Here is a 17247-nt window from a genome sequence, read left to right on the forward strand (position 1 = left end):
TCGGGACCCTGGCAGGCGGGGTCAGCCCGCCTTCTCGGCTGCCCGGATGCGCGCCTGCGCACGACGCAGGTGCAGCTCACGCTCGTCGCCGGTGGGCATGCCCTCGGCAGCCTCCAGCGCCGCGTGCGCCTCGTCGATCTTGATCTCCTCGGCCAGCAGGGCGTGCTGGGTCAGGATCGAGACCCGGTCACCGGCGACGGAGAGGAACCCGCCGTCGACGGCCGCGTGCACGACCCCCTCGACCGCGCTGATCTCGACAGCGGCCTCGGTGAGCAGCGACAGCAACGGGGCGTGACCGGGCAGCACGCCCAGGTCACCCTCCGTCGTGCGGGCGATGACCATCGACGCCTCGCCGGACCACACGGTCCGGTCGGCGGCGACGAGCTCGACCTGCAGGCCGGTGCCGACGTCGTCCGCCATCAGAGGTTCTTCTGGATCTCGGCCCACTTCTTCTCGACGTCGTCCAGACCGCCGCACATGAAGAAGGCCTGCTCGGCCACGTGGTCGTACTCGCCCTCGGCGATCTTGTTGAACGCCTCGATCGTGTCGGCGACCGGCACGGTCGAACCCTCGATGCCGGTGAACTGCTTGGCCACGTAGGTGTTCTGCGACAGGAACCGCTGGATGCGGCGGGCGCGGGACACGATGACCTTGTCCTCCTCCGACAGCTCGTCGACACCGAGGATGGCGATGATGTCCTGGAGCTCCTTGTTGCGCTGCAGGATCTGCTTGACGCGGATCGCGCAGTCGTAGTGCTCCTTGCCGATGTACTGCGGGTCGAGGATCCGCGACGTCGAGGTCAGCGGGTCCACGGCCGGGTAGATGCCCAGCGAGGCGATCTCGCGCGACAGCTCGGTCGTCGCGTCGAGGTGCGCGAACGTGGTGGCCGGCGCCGGGTCGGTGTAGTCGTCGGCGGGGACGTAGATCGCCTGCATCGAGGTGATCGAGTTGCCTCGCGTCGAGGTGATCCGCTCCTGCAGCACACCCATCTCGTCAGCCAGGTTGGGCTGGTAGCCCACGGCCGAGGGCATCCGACCCAGCAGGGTCGAGACCTCCGAGCCGGCCTGGGTGAAGCGGAAGATGTTGTCGATGAAGAGCAGCACGTCCTGGTTCTGCACGTCGCGGAAGTACTCCGCCATCGTCAGCGCCGAGAGCGCGACCCGCAGGCGGGTGCCCGGCGGCTCGTCCATCTGGCCGAAGACGAGGGCGGTCTGCCCGAGGACGCCGGCCTCCTCCATCTCGACGATGAGGTCGTTGCCCTCACGGGTGCGCTCGCCGACACCGGCGAACACCGACACACCACCGTGGTTCTTGGCCACACGGGCGATCATCTCCTGGATGAGCACCGTCTTGCCCACGCCGGCGCCGCCGAACAGGCCGATCTTGCCGCCCTGCACGTAGGGGGTCAGCAGGTCGATGACCTTGATGCCGGTCTCGAACATCTGGGTCTTCGACTCGAGCTGGTCGAAGGCCGGAGCCTTGCGGTGGATGCCCCACCGCTCGTGCTCGGCGAGCTGCTCGCCCTCGCTGAGGTTCAGCACGTCGCCGGTCGCGTTGAACACGCGGCCGAGCGTCACGTCGCCCACCGGCACCATGATCGGCTCACCGGTGTCGACGACCTGGCCGCCGCGGACGAGGCCGTCGGTCGGCTTCAGCGAGATCGCGCGGACCATGCCGTCACCGATGTGCTGGGCCACCTCGAGGGGCAGCACCGTGGTCTCACCGTTGAGGACGACCTCGGCGGTGAGCTTGTTGTAGATCTCGGGCATGTTGTCGACGGGGAACTCCACGTCGACGACCGGGCCGATGACGCGGGCGATGCGGCCCACGCTGGCCCCGCCGGCCTGGGTGGTCTCTTCAAGCGTTGCAGTCATGTCTCTCACTCACTCCACTTATTCGGCACCGGCGTTGGCGTCGGCGAGCGCGTTGACGCCACCGACGATCTCGCTGATTTCCTGGGTAATGCCGGCCTGGCGGGCCTGGTTGGCGATCCGCTTGTACTTCTTGATGAGCTCTTCGGCGTTGTCGGTGGCCGACTTCATCGCCTTCTGGCGGGCGGCGAGCTCGGAGGCAGCCGCCTGCAGCAGGCAGAAGAAGATCCGCGACTGCACGTACTGCGGCAGCAGCCCGTCCAGGACGGCCTCGGGCGAGGGCTCGAACTCGTAGAGCGGCAGCAGCTCGGACTCGTCGGGGGCCTCCTCGCCCTCGACGACCTCGAGCGGCAGCAGCCGCACCGCGGTCGGCTCCTGGGTCAGCATCGACACGAAGCGCGTGTAGACCACGTGCACCTCGTCGACGTCACCCTCCTCGCCCTGCTCGCGCAGGAACCGCTCGATGAGCGTCTCGCCGATCTCGGCCGCGACGTCGTACGAGGGCTGGTCGGAGAAGCCGGTCCAGGTCTGCTCCACGGGGCGCTGGCGGAACTTGTAGTACGCCTCGCCCTTGCGGCCCGCGATGAAGGTGTCGATCTCCTTGCCCTCCTCGCGCAGCCGCTCGGCAAGCCTCTCGGCCTCCTTGAGCACGCTCGAGGAGTAGGCCCCGGCCAGGCCACGGTCGCTCGTCACGATCAGGACGGCGGCCCGCTTGGGGTTCTCCTCCTCCTTGGTCAGCGGGTGGTCGACGTCCGAGAACGTCGCCACCGCCGACACCGCACGGGTCAGCTCACGGGCGTACGGCGCTGCCGCCTGTGCCCGCTGCTGCGCCTTGACGATCCGGGACGCAGCAATGAGCTCCATGGCGCGCGTGATCTTCTTCATCGACTCGGTCGACTTGATCCGCGCGCGGTACTCACGCAGCGATACGGCCATGGTCAGCCCCGCTTCTGCTTGACGATCTGCTCCTGGCCGAGCTCGTCGTCCTCCATCGCCTCGGCCTCGGCCTCGTGGCCGACCTTGATCGAGCCGCCGTCGGAGGTCTCGAACTGGTTGAGGAAGGAGTCGTACGCGCTCTCCAGGCCGGCCTCGTCCTCGAACTTCTGCGTCTCGCGGATCGAGGACAGGATGCCCTCGTGCGAGCGGCGCACGTAGTCGATGAACTCCTGCTCGAAGCGGATCACGTCGCCGACGGGCACGCGGTCGAGACGACCGGTGGTGCCCAGCCACATCGAGACCACCATGTCCTCGAGCGGGTACGGCGAGTAGGCCGGCTGCTTGAGCAGCGCCATCAGGCGCTGGCCGCGGTCGAGCTGCTGGCGCGAGGCGGCGTCGAGGTCGGAGGCGAACATCGCGAACGCCTCCATGGCGCGGAACTGCGCCAGGTCGACCTTGAGCGAGCCGGTGACCTTCTTCATGGCCTTGGTCATCGCCGCACCACCCACGCGCGAGACCGAGACACCCACGTCGATGGCGGGGCGCTGGTTGGCGGCGAAGAGGTCCGACTGCAGGAAGATCTGGCCGTCGGTGATCGAGATGACGTTGGTCGGGATGAACGCCGAGACGTCGTTGGCCTTGGTCTCGATGATCGGCAGACCGGTCATCGAGCCCGCGCCGAGCTCGTCGGAGAGCTTCGCGCAGCGCTCGAGCAGCCGGCTGTGCAGGTAGAAGACGTCACCGGGGTAGGCCTCGCGGCCCGGCGGGCGACGCAGCAGCAGCGACACGGCGCGGTAGGCCTCGGCCTGCTTGGTCAGGTCGTCGAAGACGATCAGGACGTGCTTGCCGTCGTACATCCACTGCTGGCCGATGGCCGAGCCGGTGTAGGGGGCGAGGTACTTGAAGCCGGCGGAGTCCGAGGCGGGCGAGGCCACGATGGTGGTGTACTCCAGCGCGCCGGCCTCCTCGAGGGCGCCACGCACCGAGGCGATGGTCGAGCCCTTCTGGCCGATCGCGACGTAGATGCAGCGCACCTGCTTCGTCGGGTCGCCGGAGTCCCAGTTCTGCTTCTGGTTGATGATCGTGTCGATCGCGATCGTGGTCTTGCCGGTCGCGCGGTCGCCGATGATCAGCTGACGCTGGCCGCGCCCGATCGGGGTCAGCGAGTCGATCGCCTTGATGCCGGTGGCCATCGGCTCGTGCACCGACTTGCGGTCCATGACCGTCGGGGCCTGCAGCTCCAGGGCGCGGCGGCCGGCGGAGGAGATCTCGCCGAGACCGTCGATGGGGTTGCCGAGCGGGTCGACGACGCGACCCATGAAGCCGTCGCCCACCGGGACCGAGAGGATCTCGCCGGTGCGGCGCACCGTCTGACCCTCCTCGATCTTGTCGAAGTCACCCAGGATGACGACGCCGATCTCGCGGGTGTCGAGGTTCAGGGCCAGGCCCCGGGTGCCGTCCTCGAACTCCAGCAGCTCGTTGGCCATCGCCGACGGCAGGCCGCTGACGCGGGCGATGCCGTCACCGGCGGAGGCGACGTAGCCGACCTCTTCACGGCTCGACGCGTCGGGCTGGTAGTCGGCGACGTACTTGGCGAGCGCGTCACGGATCTCGTCCGGACGGATGGAGAGCTCCGTCATCTTGGTGCCTTCTCTCTTGTGTCTCTACGAAGTCGGGTTGGTGCGGGCGGTCAGCCGACGAGGCGGCGGCGGGCGTCGTCGAGACGGCTGGAGATCGTCCCGTCGATGACGTCGTCGCCGATCTCGACCCGGATGCCACCGATCACGGCGGGGTCGACGACCACGTTGAGGTGGACGGGACGGCCGTACTGGCGCTCGAGGGCGCCGGCGAGCCGGGCGCGCTCGTCCTCGGGCAGGTCGCGAGCGACCCGCACCGTGGCGACGCCCTGCTGCTGGGCGGCGGCGGCGACCTTCTGGTACTCGGCCAGCGCGACCGCCACCGTGCGGTAGGTGCCGGCGAGCGCCTGGGTGACCAGGCTGGTCGTGGCGGGCAGGGCCTTGTCGCCGAGGAGGTCCTCGACGAGGCGGGCCTTGTCCTGGTGCGAGCGGGCGGGGTCGGAGAGGGCGTCACGCAGGGCGGGCGTCGTCTTGACGGCCTGCCCGAACGCGAACATCTCGTCGGCCAGGCGCGAGGCCTCGCCACCGGCCGAGCGCACCAGCGCCACGACGCTGAGGTGCTCGAGGGCGTCGGCGAGGTCGCGGGTGGCCGTCCAGCGACGGCTGACCGCCGAGCGCAGCAGGCCCATGGCCTGCTCGCTCACCTTGCCGCCGACGACCTGGCCCACCAGGCCCTGACGGGCCTCGGGGGCCACCGAGGCGTCGGTGACGAAACGGCGCAGCGCACCCTCGCCCCGCAGGGTCGTCGCGACCGAGAAGAGGTCGCGACTGACCTGCGCGGCGACCTCCGGCGAGCCGGAGACGGAGGTCTCCAGCTCACCGGTCAGCGTGGCGACGGCGTCGGCCGATGCTCCGCGGAAGTCCGAGGTCATCTCAGTTGACCCCCGGCGTCCCGGTCTCGAGGTCGGCGAGGAAGCGCTCGACGACGCGGCCCTGACGGGCCTCGTCCTCCAGGCTCTCGCCGACGATGCGACCAGCCAGGCCGGTGGCCAGCGATCCGACCTCGGCACGCAGCGAGGCGACGGCCTGCTGGCGCTCCGCCTCGATCTGCGCCTTGCCGGCCTCGACGATGCGGGTCTGCTCGGCCTGCCCCTGCGCACGCAGGTCGCTGACGATCGCAGCGCCCTGCTCGCGTGCCTCCTCACGGATGCGCGCCGCCTCGTGGCGGGCGTCCGCGAGCTGGGCCTCGAGCTCGGCGAGCTTGGCGTCGGCCTCGGCCTGCTTGGTCTCGGCCGCCGCGAGGCCGCCCTCGATGGCGGCGGTGCGGTCGGCGTAGGCCTTCTCGAAGTTCGGGACGACGAACTTCCAGATCAGGCCGAGCAGGATGAGGAACCAGACTGCGCCGAGGATGATCTCGGACAGGTGCGGGATCAGCGGGTTGAGCTCTTCCGCTGCCCGAACGGACTCAGACATGTATCACCTCGTGAGGTAGGGCGCCGAGGCGTAGGTCACTGGATGGCGAAGGCGAGCGCGATGCCGATGATCGCCAGGGCCTCGGCGAGCGCGAAGCCGAGGATCGCGATCGACTGGAGGCGCGACTGGGCCTCGGGCTGGCGGGCGACACCGTTGATGTAGGCAGCGAAGATCAGGCCCACAGCGATCGCGGGACCGATCGTGGCGACGCCGTAGCCGAGCATGTTGAGAGAGCCGGTCACAGCTTTCCTTTCGTCGTGACGCAGGGCGCGTCGTGGAGTCTCATGACTTTGTTGACCATATGAAGTTGTGGGAATCGGGGGTGCGGGGCGGGCCCGCACGGTGCGCCGGGGCGCGTGCGGCTCAGTGCTCCTCGGCGACCGCACCGGCGACGTACATCGCGGTGAGCAGCGTGAAGACGTAGGCCTGCAGGAACATCACCAGCAGCTCGAGGGCGCTGACGAGGAAGAACATCAAGATGGCGCCGACGCCGCCGACGATGTTGAGCACCGAGGGCGAGGCCTCCACCAGCAGGTACTCCCCGCCCAGGGCGAAGAGGATCAGCAGCAGGTGGCCGGCGAACATGTTGGCGAAGAGTCGCAGCGCGAGCGTGACGGGGCGCACGACGATGTTGGAGAGGATCTCCAGGGGGACGATCAGCAGCAGCATCACGCCGCTGACGCCGGCGGGCACCGCGACGTGCTTGAGGTAGCCCAGCGCGCCGTGCTTCCAGATGCCGACGCCGTTGTAGAGCAGCCACGAGAGCAGTGCGAGGCCGTAGGCGTAGCCCGAGTGCGAGAACGTCGGGAACTGCACGATCGGGATCATGCCGAAGTAGTTGTTCACCAGGACGAAGGTGAACAGCGCGAAGAGGTAGGGCACGAACTTCATGAAGTGCTCGGAGCCGATCGACTCACGAGCGATCGAGTTGCGCACGCCGCCGTAGACGAACTCGCCCGCGAACTGCATTCGCCCGGGGACGACGGCGGCCTTGCGCGACATCGCGTAGAAGAGCGCGAAGATCAGCACCACGGACAGGCTGATCATCACCATCGGCTTGGTGACCTCGCCGACGATCGGCGGCAGGTCGAAGTCAGCCGGCCCGGGTGGCGTGAAGCCTCCCTCGGCCATGATCACCGCAACGGTGTCAAGCATCAACGCCCTGTCTCCTTCGTGTCGCATTCTGTGCAGAAGATCGTGCCGGTGCTGCTGGTCTTGGTGGTGCTGGGGTACGAGCCGGGGTTCGTGCCGGAGCTGCTCACGCGTCGTGCTCCGCGGGCTTCTCGGGTGCCCGTCCGAAGCGGACGATCACCACGTAGAAGCCGAGCACCGCGCCGAGCACGAGTCCCACCGGCAGCAGGAACGAGGTTCCCAGCCAGCGGTCCCCCGCCCACCCGAGGCCCCCGTAGAGGAGCACACCGGCGCCCAACGACCCGAACGCGGCCCAGGGGTCCGTCGACGGCTCGCTCGAGCGATCGGGGACGTGGTCGTTCGGCGCCATGGCGATCCGGACGATAGCAGTCGCGCGTCACGTCGCGTCACCCGCGTCCTGCTCGGTGCCGGCCGCCGGGCGGACCGGCGTGCGCAGGTCGTAGACCGGGATGCGCACGCGCACCGCGGCGGTGACCTGCCCGGCCATCCACGCCAGCACCACGGCCAGCAGACCGCCGAAGAGCCAGCGTCGCTCAGCGACCCCCGCGAAGGCCGGCTGCTGGGACAGCGTCACCAGCAGGACCACCACGAGCATCAGCTGGAGCGTGTAGGTCAGCAGCGCCACCATGAGCGAGGCGTGCGGCATCAGGCCGCTGACCACGTCGACGGTGACCGAGCCGAAGAGCAGCACGGCCAGGACGGCCAGGGACCCGATGAGCGCGGCGCCCGCGGCGTCACCGCCGGCGAGGACCAGGCCGGCGCCCGCGACCAGGAGGCCGGGCACCAGCGCCGCCGTCGCCACGGCCCCGTGCAGCGCGACCGCGCCGGGGCGGCGGTCCTGCGTGGCGGTCGTCGCGGAGGTCATCGGCGGCCGTTCTCTGGGGGGCAGACGGAGGTCGAGTCGGTGCTCGCGGACCCTGCCGCAGCACCTCGTGAAAACTATCACAAGGGGTCCGTGCCCCGGCAAGTGGAACGATCCAGGCCGGTCCGGAGGGTTGTCCGCGGGGTCCGTCGCGGGTCAGGGCGAGGGGCCGACCGGCACGGCGTGGCCCGGGCGGTGCAGCACCGGCAGCAGGAAGGTCAGGGCCACGGTCAGGGCGCCTCCCCCGACCAGGGCGGCCACCACCCAGGGTCCGGAGTACAGGCTGGCCAGCACCGTGCCGAAGGCGACCAGGGCCGCCCACATCCACATGATCAGCACCGCCCGGCGCTGCGAGTGCCCGATCTCGAGCAGGCGGTGGTGCAGGTGCTGCTTGTCGGGCGCGAACGGCGAGCGGCCGGCGCGGGTGCGGCGCACGACCGCGAGGACCAGGTCGAGCAGTGGCACGACCAGGATCGTCACCGGCAGCAGCAGCGGCAGCAGCGTGGGCGCCAGGCTCGCCTGCGACCCCGCGCCGCCCTGCGAGAGCTCGGAGCCGGCGAACTGGCCGGTCAGGGTGACGGCGCTGGCCGAGAGCACCAGCCCGATCAGCATGGATCCCGAGTCGCCCATGAAGAGCCTGGCGGGGTTGAAGTTGTGGGGCAGGAAGCCCACGCACGCTCCCGCCAGCGCTACCGCCAGCAGGGCCGCGGTCGTGGCCCGCGAGGTGTTGTTGAGGCTGGTGAGCTGGTAGCAGAAGACGAAGAAGGCCAGCGCGCCCACGCCGACCACCCCCGCGGCGAGCCCGTCGAGGCCGTCGACGAAGTTGACCGCGTTGATGGTCGCCACCACCAGGAAGCCGGTCAGCAGGGCGCGCTGGGCCGGGTCGAGCGAGAAGACCTGGCCGTCGGGACCGGTGAAGAAGTAGAACTGGACCCCGAAGGCCACCAGGAAGCCGGCCGCCAGCAGCTGCCCGCCGAGCTTGGTCAGCGCGTCGAGCTCGAAGAGGTCGTCGAGCACCCCCACGGCGCAGATCAGCGCACCCGCGATGATCACCACGCCGGCGTCGCGGAAGACGAACGGGCCGCTCAGCGACAGGAACGGCAGCTCCCTGGCCACCAGGTAGGCGGCGACCAGGCCGCCCAGCATCGCCAGCCCGCCCAGGTAGGGGATCGGCTCGGCGTGCACGTCGCGGTCGCGGACGCGGGCCACGGCGCCGGTGCGCAGGGCGATCTCGCGGGCGATCACCGTCAGCAGGTAGGTGACCGCCGCGGCGACCAGGAAGACCAGGATGTACTCGCGCACGCTCGGCCGCTCAGTCCTCGGCGGTCAGGGTCGCGCCGAGGGGCTCCAGGACGGCGTTGAGCTGCTCCAGCGACAGCGCGCCGACCCGCAGGACGCGTCCCTGCGGCCCGGTCACGTCGACGATCGTCGAGGGCTGCGCCCCGTCGTCGCCGCGGGGGCTCGGGCCGGCGTCGACGATCACGTCGACGTGCTCGCCGAGCATCTCCTCGGCGGCGTCGGCGTCGGTGGCGGCCGGGAGCCCCGTGCGGTTGGCCGAGCTCACGGCCAGGGGGCCGGTGCGCTCGAGGAGCTCGCGGGTCACCTCGTGGTCGGGCATCCGCACCGCCACGGTGCCCCGGGTGTCGCCCAGGTCCCACTGCAGCGAGGTCTGCTGGTGGCACACGATCGTGAGCGGACCCGGCCAGAACGCCTCGACCAGCGCCCGCGCGTAGCCGGGCACCCGCACCGTGAGGGCGTCCAGCGTGGTCGCCGCGCTGACCAGCACCGGGGGCGGCATGTCGCGACCGCGCCCCTTCGCCTCCAGCAGGGCCCGCACCGCGGCCGGGTCGAAGGCGTCGGCCCCGATGCCGTAGACCGTGTCGGTCGGCAGCACGACGAGGCCGCCGCGCTGGATCGCCAGGCTGGCGGCGTCGAGCGCCTTCTCGCGCTCCTCGGGTGTCGAGGTCCCGTGGCGTTCCATGGGGCTCATCGTGCCAGCCTGGCCGTCACGAAGCGCGCACGCCCTGCCAGGTCGTGGTGGTCGCGCACGTCGCGCCAGCGTCCCGTGCGGCTGAGCACCTCGGGCGCCGAGGCACCCTGCACGTCGGCGTGCTCGGCTCCCAGCACTCCCCCGGGCCGCAGCAGCACCGCGGCCCGGCGCTCCAGCACCCGCAGCGCGTCGAGGCCGTCCTGGCCGGAGAAGAGCGCCAGGTGGGGGTCGTGGTCGCGGGCCTCGGGCGAGACCGACTCCCAGGCCTCCAGCGGCACGTAGGGCGGGTTGCAGACGACCACGTCGACCGTGCCGACCAGCTCCTCGAGCTCGGTGGCCATGTCGCCGAGGCGCAGGTCGACCCCGGTGCCGGCCAGGTTGCGCTCAGCCCAGGCGTGCGCGTCGGGATCGAGCTCGACGGCGTGCACGTGCGCGTGCGGCACCTCGTGCGCCACCGCCTTGGCGACCGCCCCCGAGCCGGTGCACAGGTCGACGACGACCGGCTCGTCGAGGGCCAGGGCCTGCTCGACGGCCCAGCCGGCCAGCAGCTCGGTCTCGGGCCGGGGCACGAACACGCCCGGCCCCACGGCCAGCTCGACGTGGCGGAACCAGGCGCTGCCGGTGAGGTGCTGCAGCGGCTCGCGGCTCGCGCGCCGCGCCACCAGGGCGTCGTACGACGTCACGGCCCGGGGCTCGACCTCGTCGACCAGCACCAGCCGGCCGCGGTCGGTGCCGAGCACGTGGGCCAGCAGCTCGGCCGCGTCGTGCTCGGGGCTGGCGACCCCGGCGGCGCGCAGCCGCTCGACGGCCGAGGCCAGGACGGCCCGGCGCGCAGGCACTCAGTCCTCCAGCGCCGCGAGGCGCGCGGCCATGTCGGTGTCGATGCACGACTGCAGCACCGGACCGAGCTCCCCGTCGAGCACCTGGTCGAGGTTGTAGGACTTGTAGCCGGTGCGGTGGTCGGAGATGCGGTTCTCGGGGTAGTTGTAGGTGCGGATCCGCTCGGAGCGGTCCACGGTGCGCACCTGGCTGCGCCGGGCGTCGCTGGCCTCGGCGTCGGCGGCCTCCTGGGCGGCGGCCAGCAGGCGGGCGCGCAGGATGCGCATCGCCTGCTCCTTGTTCTGCAGCTGGCTCTTCTCGTTCTGGCAGCTGGCCACCATGCCCGTCGGCACGTGCGTGATGCGCACCGCCGAGTCGGTGGTGTTGACGCTCTGCCCACCGGGCCCGCTGGAGCGGAAGACGTCGATGCGCAGGTCGTTCTCGTCGATGCTGACGTCGACCTGCTCGGCCTCGGGCAGCACCAGCACCCCCGCGGCGCTGGTGTGCACCCGGCCCTGCGACTCGGTCACCGGCACCCGCTGGACCCGGTGCACCCCGCCCTCGAAGCGCAGCCTCGCGTACGGCGCCTCACCGGGCTCGGGCGTGCCCTTGGCCTTGACCGCCACGGTCACCGACTTGTAGCCGCCCAGGTCGGACTCGGTGGCGTCGAGGATCTCCACCGCCCACCCGTGGCGCTCGGCGTAGCGGGTGTACATCCGCAGCAGGTCGCCGGCGAAGAGGGCCGACTCCTCGCCGCCCTCCCCCGACTTCACCTCGAGCAGGGCGTCCTTGTCGTCGGCCTCGTCGCGCGGCACCAGCAGGCGCCGCAGCCGCTCGGCAGCCTCCTCGCGGCGCGCGTCGAGCTCGACCGCCTCCTCGGCGAACGACGGGTCCTCCCCCGCCAGCTCGCGGGCCGCACCGGCGTCCTCGCCGAGGCGCTGCCACTCGCGCCAGGTGCGGATCACCGCGGACAGCTCGGAGTAGCGACGGTTGAGCCGCTTGGCCAGGCGCGCGTCGGCGTGCGTCTCCGGCTCGGCCAGCCGCGCCTCGAGCTCGGCGTGCTCCCCGAGCATGCTCTCGACGGCCTCGAACATCGGTGGGCTCCTGTGCGGCTGGCTGGGGTGGGCGGGCCTACGACGGCTGGGACAAATGACGAGCGCCGGTCCACCGCTGCTGGGCGGTGGACCGGCGCTCGTCAGGGTGCTACTTCTTCTTGGCGTAGCGGGCCTCGAAGCGGGCCACGCGGCCGCCGGTGTCGAGGATCTTCTGCTTGCCGGTGTAGAACGGGTGGCACTGCGAGCAGACGTCGGCACGCATGGTGCCGGAGGTCGCGGTGCTGCGGGTGGTGAAAGTGCTGCCGCAGGTGCAGGTCACCTGGGTCTCGGTGTACTCCGGGTGGATGTCCTTCTTCATGCTTCCCTCTTTCGTCGGGGCCGCCGGGTCGCCGCCGTGGTGTCCGCGGGTGCGGTGCGGTGACGTGAACCGGAGCCGGTCGTATTGTGCCAACCAACGGCGGCACCTTCCAATTCCGTGCTAGCCGGGGCTACGACGGACCGGTCTGCACCGGGAGGCGCAGCACCACCCGGGTGCCGCGGCCCTCCTCGGAGTCGATGCGCACGTCGCCGCCGTGCTTGTCGACGATGGTCTGCACGATGCGCAGCCCCAGGCCGGTGCCGGCGATCTCGTTGGTCACCGCGTTGGAAGCCCGGAAGAAGCGGCTGCCCAGCCGCTCGAGCTCGGCGGCGGGGATGCCGATGCCCCGGTCGCGCACCGCCACGACGGCCGTCGCGCCGTCGTCGGACTCCTCGACGGACAGCGACACCGAGACACGGCCCTGGTCGAGGCTGAACTTCACCGCGTTGCTCAGCACGTTGAGGAAGGCCCGGCCCAGCATCGGACGGTCGGCCAGCACCATCACGGGTGCGGCGCCGAGGTCCTGCTCGAGCGAGATGCCCCGGCCCGAGGCGGTGATGGAGACGTCGGTGACGGCGTCGCGCACCAGCGGCACCAGGTCGACCGACTCCAGCGTGGTCGTCCGGTTCTCGGCCTTCGACAGCGTCAGCAGGTCGTCGATCAACGTCTTGAGCCGCGCCACGTTGCGCCGGCTCGCCTCGAGGATGCGCTCGTGGCGCGGCGTCATGGTGTCCTCGAACTCCTCGGCCACCATCTCGAGGTAGCCGTGGATCGTGGTCAACGGGGTCCGCAGCTCGTGGGAGACGTTGGAGACGAAGTCGTCACGGGCGGTGTCGAGCACCCGCAGCTCCTCGGTCACCTTCTGCTCCACCGCGCGCGCCCGCGACTGGGCGTCGGCCAGCTCGTTGAGGGCCAGCGCCACCGAGCGCACCTCGCGCGGGCCGTCGAGGCGGGCTCGCGCCGAGGGGTCCTTGGCCATCTGGTGCACCACGGCCTCGAGGGCCACCAGCGGACGCGACACCTCGGCCAGCAGCCGGCGGCGCGAGCGACCGACGACCAGCCAGCCCAGCAGCGTCAGCACCGCTACCGAGGCGATGGTGGCCCGCAGCCGCCACGTCGCGTCGGCGCTCGCCTCGCGCACCCGGCTGCCGAAGAGCCCGGAGGTCTCCTGGTGGGCGGCCCGCACCTGCTCGAAGAGGCGCTGGCCGTTGCGGTAGCGAGCCATCCGGAAGGTCTCGGCGCCACCCGGGGCCCGGACCCGGGGCTGGGCGTAGTCGTCGAGCCAGCGCTCCGCCGCGGCTCGCTGCTGCTGCACCAGGCCCAGCAGCCGCGCGTCGTCGGCGGCGTACTGCTCCACGACCTGCTGGTGGCCCGGCAGGCGGGCGAGCGCCTGCTGGTAGTCGTCGAGGGCGCCGGGATCACCGCTGCGCGCCCACGCTCCGACAGCCGACTCCAGGTCGGTGAGGTCCTGCAGCACCGACTGGTTGGCCACGGAGGCCGGCTGGAGCCCCTCGGTGAGGTCGTCGACCGCGCGCGTGGAGAGCACCACACCCAGGATGGCGATCAGCGCCAGCACCCCGAGCAGCACCGCCAGGCGGTGCAGCGCCGGGGTGACCGTCCGGGCGACGGTGCGCGGGCTCGCGCTCTCGGCGACGACCACCGGGTCCTGGCCGCTCAGACCGACCGCGACAGCAGCGCCTCGACCCGAGCAGCGAGCTCGCGTGGGCTGAAGGGCTTGGTGATGTAGTCGTCGGCACCGGAGTCGAAGCCCGACTCGACGTCGGACTCCTGGGCGCGCGCGGTGAGCAGGATGACCGGCAGGTCGGCCAGCCCCGGGTCGGCACGGATGGCCCGGATCGCCTCGAGCCCCGAGACCCCCGGCATCATCACGTCGAGCACGGCCAGGTCGGGACGCGCCGCCTGGCAGGCCTCGACCGCTGCGGCGCCGTCGGCCACCGCGGTGATCTCGTGGCCCAGGGTGGAGAGCTTGAACTCCACCAGCTCTCGGATGTCGACGTCGTCGTCAGCGACCAGGATGCGTGCCACGGTACGAGGCTTCCTCTCTCTCCGGCTGACCCTCCGGCCTCCCGAGGAGAGCCGCCAGCATGTGGGTGACAGCGTATCCACATCGCTGTCGCGACGATGGGCACACCGCCGATAAAGGTGTCGGCTCCCCGCCCGGGGGCGCCGGTTCTGCTCAGCCGCGCGCGGCGCGGCGCGGCGAGCGCTGGAAGGCGCTGAGCATCTCGTAGTTGGTCTGGGTGCTCGTCAGCCGCTCGCGCAGCTCGCGCACCGCCTCCACGACCCCCTGGCCGGCCAGCGAGTCGAGCAGCGACTGCACGACCGGCAGCTCGCCCTCCCCCAGCAGCAGCTCGGTGTGGCGGGTGCCCGAGCGGGCCACGTCGACAGCGGGGAAGACCCGCTGCTGGGCCGCCTCGCGCGCCAGCCGCAGCTCCATGTTGGCGGTGCCGGTGAGCTCCTCGAAGATCACCTCGTCGACCTTGGAGCCGCTCTCGACGGTCGCCGTCGCGAGGACCGTCAGCGACCCGCCGTTCTCGATGTTGCGCGCGGCACCGAAGAACTGCTTCGGCGGGTGCAGCGCGGTCGAGTCGACCCCGCCCGAGAGCACGCGGCCGTTGCCGGTGCCGGCCAGGTGGTAGGCGCGACCCAGGCGGGTGATGCCGTCGAGGAGCACGACGACGTCGTGGCCGAGCTCGACCAGCCGCTTGGCGCGCTCGATGGCCAGCTCGGCCACCACGGTGTGGTCGGAGGGCTGGCGGTCGAAGGTCGAGGAGATGACCTCGCCCTTGACCGAGCGCTCGTAGTCGGTGACCTCCTCGGGCCGCTCGTCGACCAGCACCACCATCAGGTGGCACTCGGGGTTGTTGGCGCTCAGCGACGCGGCGACGGCCTGCAGCACGGCGGTCTTGCCGGCGTGGGCGGGCGAGCTGATCAGGCCACGCTGGCCCTTGCCGATGGGGGCCACCAGGTCGATGGTGCGCCCGATGAGGTCGTCGGGACCCTTCTCGAGGCGCAGCCGCTCCGAGGGGTGCAGGGGCGTCATCTTCTCGAACTCGACCCGGGTGCGGGCGGCCTCGGGGTCCGCCCCGTTGACGCTCTCGATGCGCACCATCGGGTTGAACTTCTCCTTGCGCTCGCCCTCACGGGGCTGGCGCACCTGCCCCACCACGGCGTCACCGCGGCGCAGCCCGAACTTGCGGACCATCGACAGCGACACGTAGACGTCGTCGGCGCCCGGCAGGTAGCCGCTGGTGCGCACGAAGGCGTAGTTGTCGAGGACGTCGAGGATGCCCGCGGCCGGCACCAGGACGTCGTCCTCGAGCACGGTGGTGTCGGGCTCGTTGCGGCCCCCGCCGCCGCCTCCGCCGCCCGTGGTGCGACCCCGGTCGCGGTCACGCCCACGCCGGCGCCGGCTGCGGCCGCGGCCGTCACCGTCGTCGTCGCCCTGGTCCTGCTGGTTCTGGTTCTGGTTCTGCTGGTTCTGGTTCTGCTGCTTGCCCTGGTTCTGCTGCTTGTCCTGCTGGGACTGCTGCTGCTTGTTCTCCTGCTGCTTGTCCTGCTTGTCCTGCTGGGACTGCTGCTGCTTGTCCTGCTTGTTCTCCTGCTGGCCACGACCCTGCTGCTCGCGCGACCTGCCCTGGTCCTTGGCCTGCTGGTCCTTGGGCTGCTGGTCCTTGGGCTGCTGGTCCTTGGGCTGGCGGCGCGGCTGCCCCTGCTGCGGGGCCGGCTCCTGCACCGGCTCCGGGGCCGGCTGCTCGGCGCGCGAGCGGGTGCGCTGCCGCGTGGTCGTGGTCGTGGTCGTGCGGGTCGCCCCGGCCGGGGTCCCGGCCGGCTCCGACGACTCGGTCGAGGACTTGCCCGACGACTGGGCAGCCTTGATGGCCTCGACCAGCTGGGCCTTCTTCATCGAACCGGCGCCCGAGATGCCCAGGCCCCCGGCCAGCGACTTGAGGTCGGCGATGAGCATCCCGTTGAGCCCCCCGGAGCGCTTCTTCGGCGTGCTGGCCTCGGTGGCGGGGACGGAGTCTTGCGTCACGTGGGTCCTATCGACGTCTCACGGAGCCGACCGGCGCGGGCCGGAGGCTGCTGGTCACTGGTCCGCGCACCGCACGGCGGTGAGGGGACGCACCGCACAGATCGCGGGTGCACGCCGGAAGAGCTGGTCGTCGGCGCGGCGCCACAGTAGCACCGGCCGGCGCCGGTGCGGCTCCACCGGTCGCCTCACAGCACCCGTACGCCGTCGGTGTCGACCGCGAGGTACGACGACCACCACCCCGCGGGGCAGCGCTCCAGCAGCGACGCCGTCAGCGCGGTGCCCGGGCCGTCGCAGAAGGCCAGCACCGTGGGCCCGGCCCCGGAGACGACGGCGGCCACGCCGTCGGCGCGCAGCTCGTCGACGAGTGCGAGCGACTCGGGCATGGCCGGGCGGCGGTAGTCCTGGTGCAGGTAGTCACGGGTGGCGCGCAGCAGCTGCTCGGGCTGCCCGGCCAGCGCGGCGACCAGCAGGGCCGCGCGCCCGGCGTCGGCGGCCGCGTCGGCGTGCGGCACGCTCGCCGGCAGCAGGCCCCGGGCGGCCTCGGTCGAGACCGGGGTCGGCGGCACCATCACGACCGCACCCACCCGCGGGTCGACCGGGCAGCGCACCGCGTAGAAGCCGCCGTCGTCCTCGCTGCCCGCGACGACGAACCCGCCCAGCTGGGCCGGGGCGACGTTGTCGGGGTGCCCCTCCATGGCTGCGCACAGGTCCAGCACCGCCTCGTCGTCGAGCAGCAGCCCGCCGCCGGCGACCAGGGCGCGCCCCAGGGTGACCCCGGCGACGATCGCGGCCGAGGAGGAGCCGAGCCCGCGGGCGTGCGGGATGACGTTGTGGCAGCGCAGCCTCAGGCCGGCCGGGCGCACCCCCATGGCGTCGAAGGCCGCCTGCATCGCGCGCACCACCAGGTGCGTGGCGTCGCGCGGCACGTCGTCGGCCCCGGCGCCCTCGACGAGCACCTCGACCCCGTCGCCGACGACCTCGGCCTCGAGCTCGTCGCGCAGGTCGAGCGCCAGGCCCATCGAGTCGAAGCCGGGGCCGAGGTTGGCCGAGGTGGCCGGCACGGAGACCCGGACCGGCCCGGTGACGAAGGAGGTCAT

19 protein-coding genes are annotated in these 17247 nt (G+C 71.6%); all 19 read right to left on the minus strand.

Going from position 1 to position 17247, the window contains the following annotated elements; genetic code table 11:
- Positions 1–21 precede the first annotated feature (21 nt).
- Entirely contained in the window at positions 22–420 is a 399-nt protein-coding gene (locus H0S66_RS00825) for a F0F1 ATP synthase subunit epsilon (RefSeq protein ID WP_179617059.1), read from the minus strand.
- Positions 420–1874: a F0F1 ATP synthase subunit beta gene (gene atpD, locus H0S66_RS00830; RefSeq protein ID WP_179617060.1), complete on the minus strand. Its 1455-nt coding sequence runs from the start codon at positions 1872–1874 to the stop codon at positions 420–422. The genes H0S66_RS00825 and atpD overlap by 1 nt, the downstream gene beginning before the upstream one ends.
- Before the next feature lie 18 nt (positions 1875–1892).
- A complete protein-coding gene (locus tag H0S66_RS00835; protein ID WP_179617061.1) occupies positions 1893–2807 on the minus strand; it encodes a F0F1 ATP synthase subunit gamma in 915 nt (304 codons plus the stop codon).
- Positions 2808–2809: 2 nt separating this feature from the next.
- Complete coding sequence (gene atpA / locus H0S66_RS00840; RefSeq protein ID WP_179617062.1) at positions 2810–4447, minus strand: F0F1 ATP synthase subunit alpha; 1638 nt, start codon at positions 4445–4447, stop codon at positions 2810–2812.
- Positions 4448–4497: 50 nt separating this feature from the next.
- Positions 4498–5316, minus strand: a complete 819-nt coding sequence (locus tag H0S66_RS00845; RefSeq protein WP_179617063.1) for a F0F1 ATP synthase subunit delta — start codon at positions 5314–5316, stop codon at positions 4498–4500.
- A gap of 1 nt (position 5317) precedes the next feature.
- Positions 5318–5857 carry a F0F1 ATP synthase subunit B gene (locus H0S66_RS00850; protein WP_179617064.1) on the minus strand — a complete coding sequence of 180 codons (540 nt, stop codon included), beginning with the start codon at positions 5855–5857 and terminating at the stop codon, positions 5318–5320.
- A gap of 35 nt (positions 5858–5892) precedes the next feature.
- Positions 5893–6099, minus strand: coding sequence for an ATP synthase subunit c family protein (locus H0S66_RS00855; protein ID WP_219633601.1), 207 nt, complete (start codon positions 6097–6099; stop codon positions 5893–5895).
- Between the two features lie 121 nt (positions 6100–6220).
- A complete protein-coding gene (atpB, locus tag H0S66_RS00860) occupies positions 6221–7012 on the minus strand; it encodes a F0F1 ATP synthase subunit A (protein WP_218876399.1) in 792 nt (263 codons plus the stop codon).
- Positions 7013–7115: 103 nt separating this feature from the next.
- A complete protein-coding gene (locus H0S66_RS00865; RefSeq protein ID WP_246305189.1) occupies positions 7116–7358 on the minus strand; it encodes an AtpZ/AtpI family protein in 243 nt (80 codons plus the stop codon).
- Positions 7359–7385: 27 nt separating this feature from the next.
- Positions 7386–7874: a hypothetical protein gene (locus H0S66_RS00870; RefSeq protein WP_179617065.1), complete on the minus strand. Its 489-nt coding sequence runs from the start codon at positions 7872–7874 to the stop codon at positions 7386–7388.
- 153 nt (positions 7875–8027) lie between these two features.
- Positions 8028–9173, minus strand: coding sequence for a glycosyltransferase family 4 protein (locus tag H0S66_RS00875; RefSeq protein WP_179617066.1), 1146 nt, complete (start codon positions 9171–9173; stop codon positions 8028–8030).
- A 10-nt stretch (positions 9174–9183) separates the two neighbouring features.
- Positions 9184–9861: an L-threonylcarbamoyladenylate synthase gene (locus tag H0S66_RS00880; RefSeq protein WP_246305190.1), complete on the minus strand. Its 678-nt coding sequence runs from the start codon at positions 9859–9861 to the stop codon at positions 9184–9186.
- Positions 9858–10700, minus strand: a complete 843-nt coding sequence (gene prmC, locus H0S66_RS00885; RefSeq protein ID WP_179617067.1) for a peptide chain release factor N(5)-glutamine methyltransferase — start codon at positions 10698–10700, stop codon at positions 9858–9860. Before prmC ends, H0S66_RS00880 begins: the two co-directional genes overlap by 4 nt.
- Positions 10701–11774: a peptide chain release factor 1 gene (gene prfA / locus H0S66_RS00890; protein ID WP_179617068.1), complete on the minus strand. Its 1074-nt coding sequence runs from the start codon at positions 11772–11774 to the stop codon at positions 10701–10703.
- Between the two features lie 109 nt (positions 11775–11883).
- Entirely contained in the window at positions 11884–12093 is a 210-nt protein-coding gene (gene rpmE, locus H0S66_RS00895) for a 50S ribosomal protein L31 (protein ID WP_179617069.1), read from the minus strand.
- 130 nt (positions 12094–12223) lie between these two features.
- On the minus strand, positions 12224–13753 hold the full coding sequence (locus tag H0S66_RS00900) for an ATP-binding protein (RefSeq protein WP_179617070.1): 1530 nt from the start codon (positions 13751–13753) through the stop codon (positions 12224–12226).
- Between the two features lie 14 nt (positions 13754–13767).
- The gene (locus H0S66_RS00905; RefSeq protein WP_179617071.1) at positions 13768–14139 is read right to left on the minus strand and encodes a response regulator transcription factor; all 372 of its coding nucleotides are present in this window, start codon (positions 14137–14139) and stop codon (positions 13768–13770) included.
- 151 nt (positions 14140–14290) lie between these two features.
- Positions 14291–16150 carry a transcription termination factor Rho gene (gene rho / locus H0S66_RS00910; RefSeq protein WP_338037228.1) on the minus strand — a complete coding sequence of 620 codons (1860 nt, stop codon included), beginning with the start codon at positions 16148–16150 and terminating at the stop codon, positions 14291–14293.
- A 185-nt stretch (positions 16151–16335) separates the two neighbouring features.
- Positions 16336–17247, minus strand: a complete 912-nt coding sequence (gene thrB / locus H0S66_RS00915; protein ID WP_179617072.1) for a homoserine kinase — start codon at positions 17245–17247, stop codon at positions 16336–16338.

Origin of the sequence: Nocardioides marinisabuli, assembly GCF_013466785.1 — a bacterium.
GTDB classification, from domain to species: Bacteria; Actinomycetota; Actinomycetes; order Propionibacteriales; family Nocardioidaceae; genus Nocardioides; species Nocardioides marinisabuli.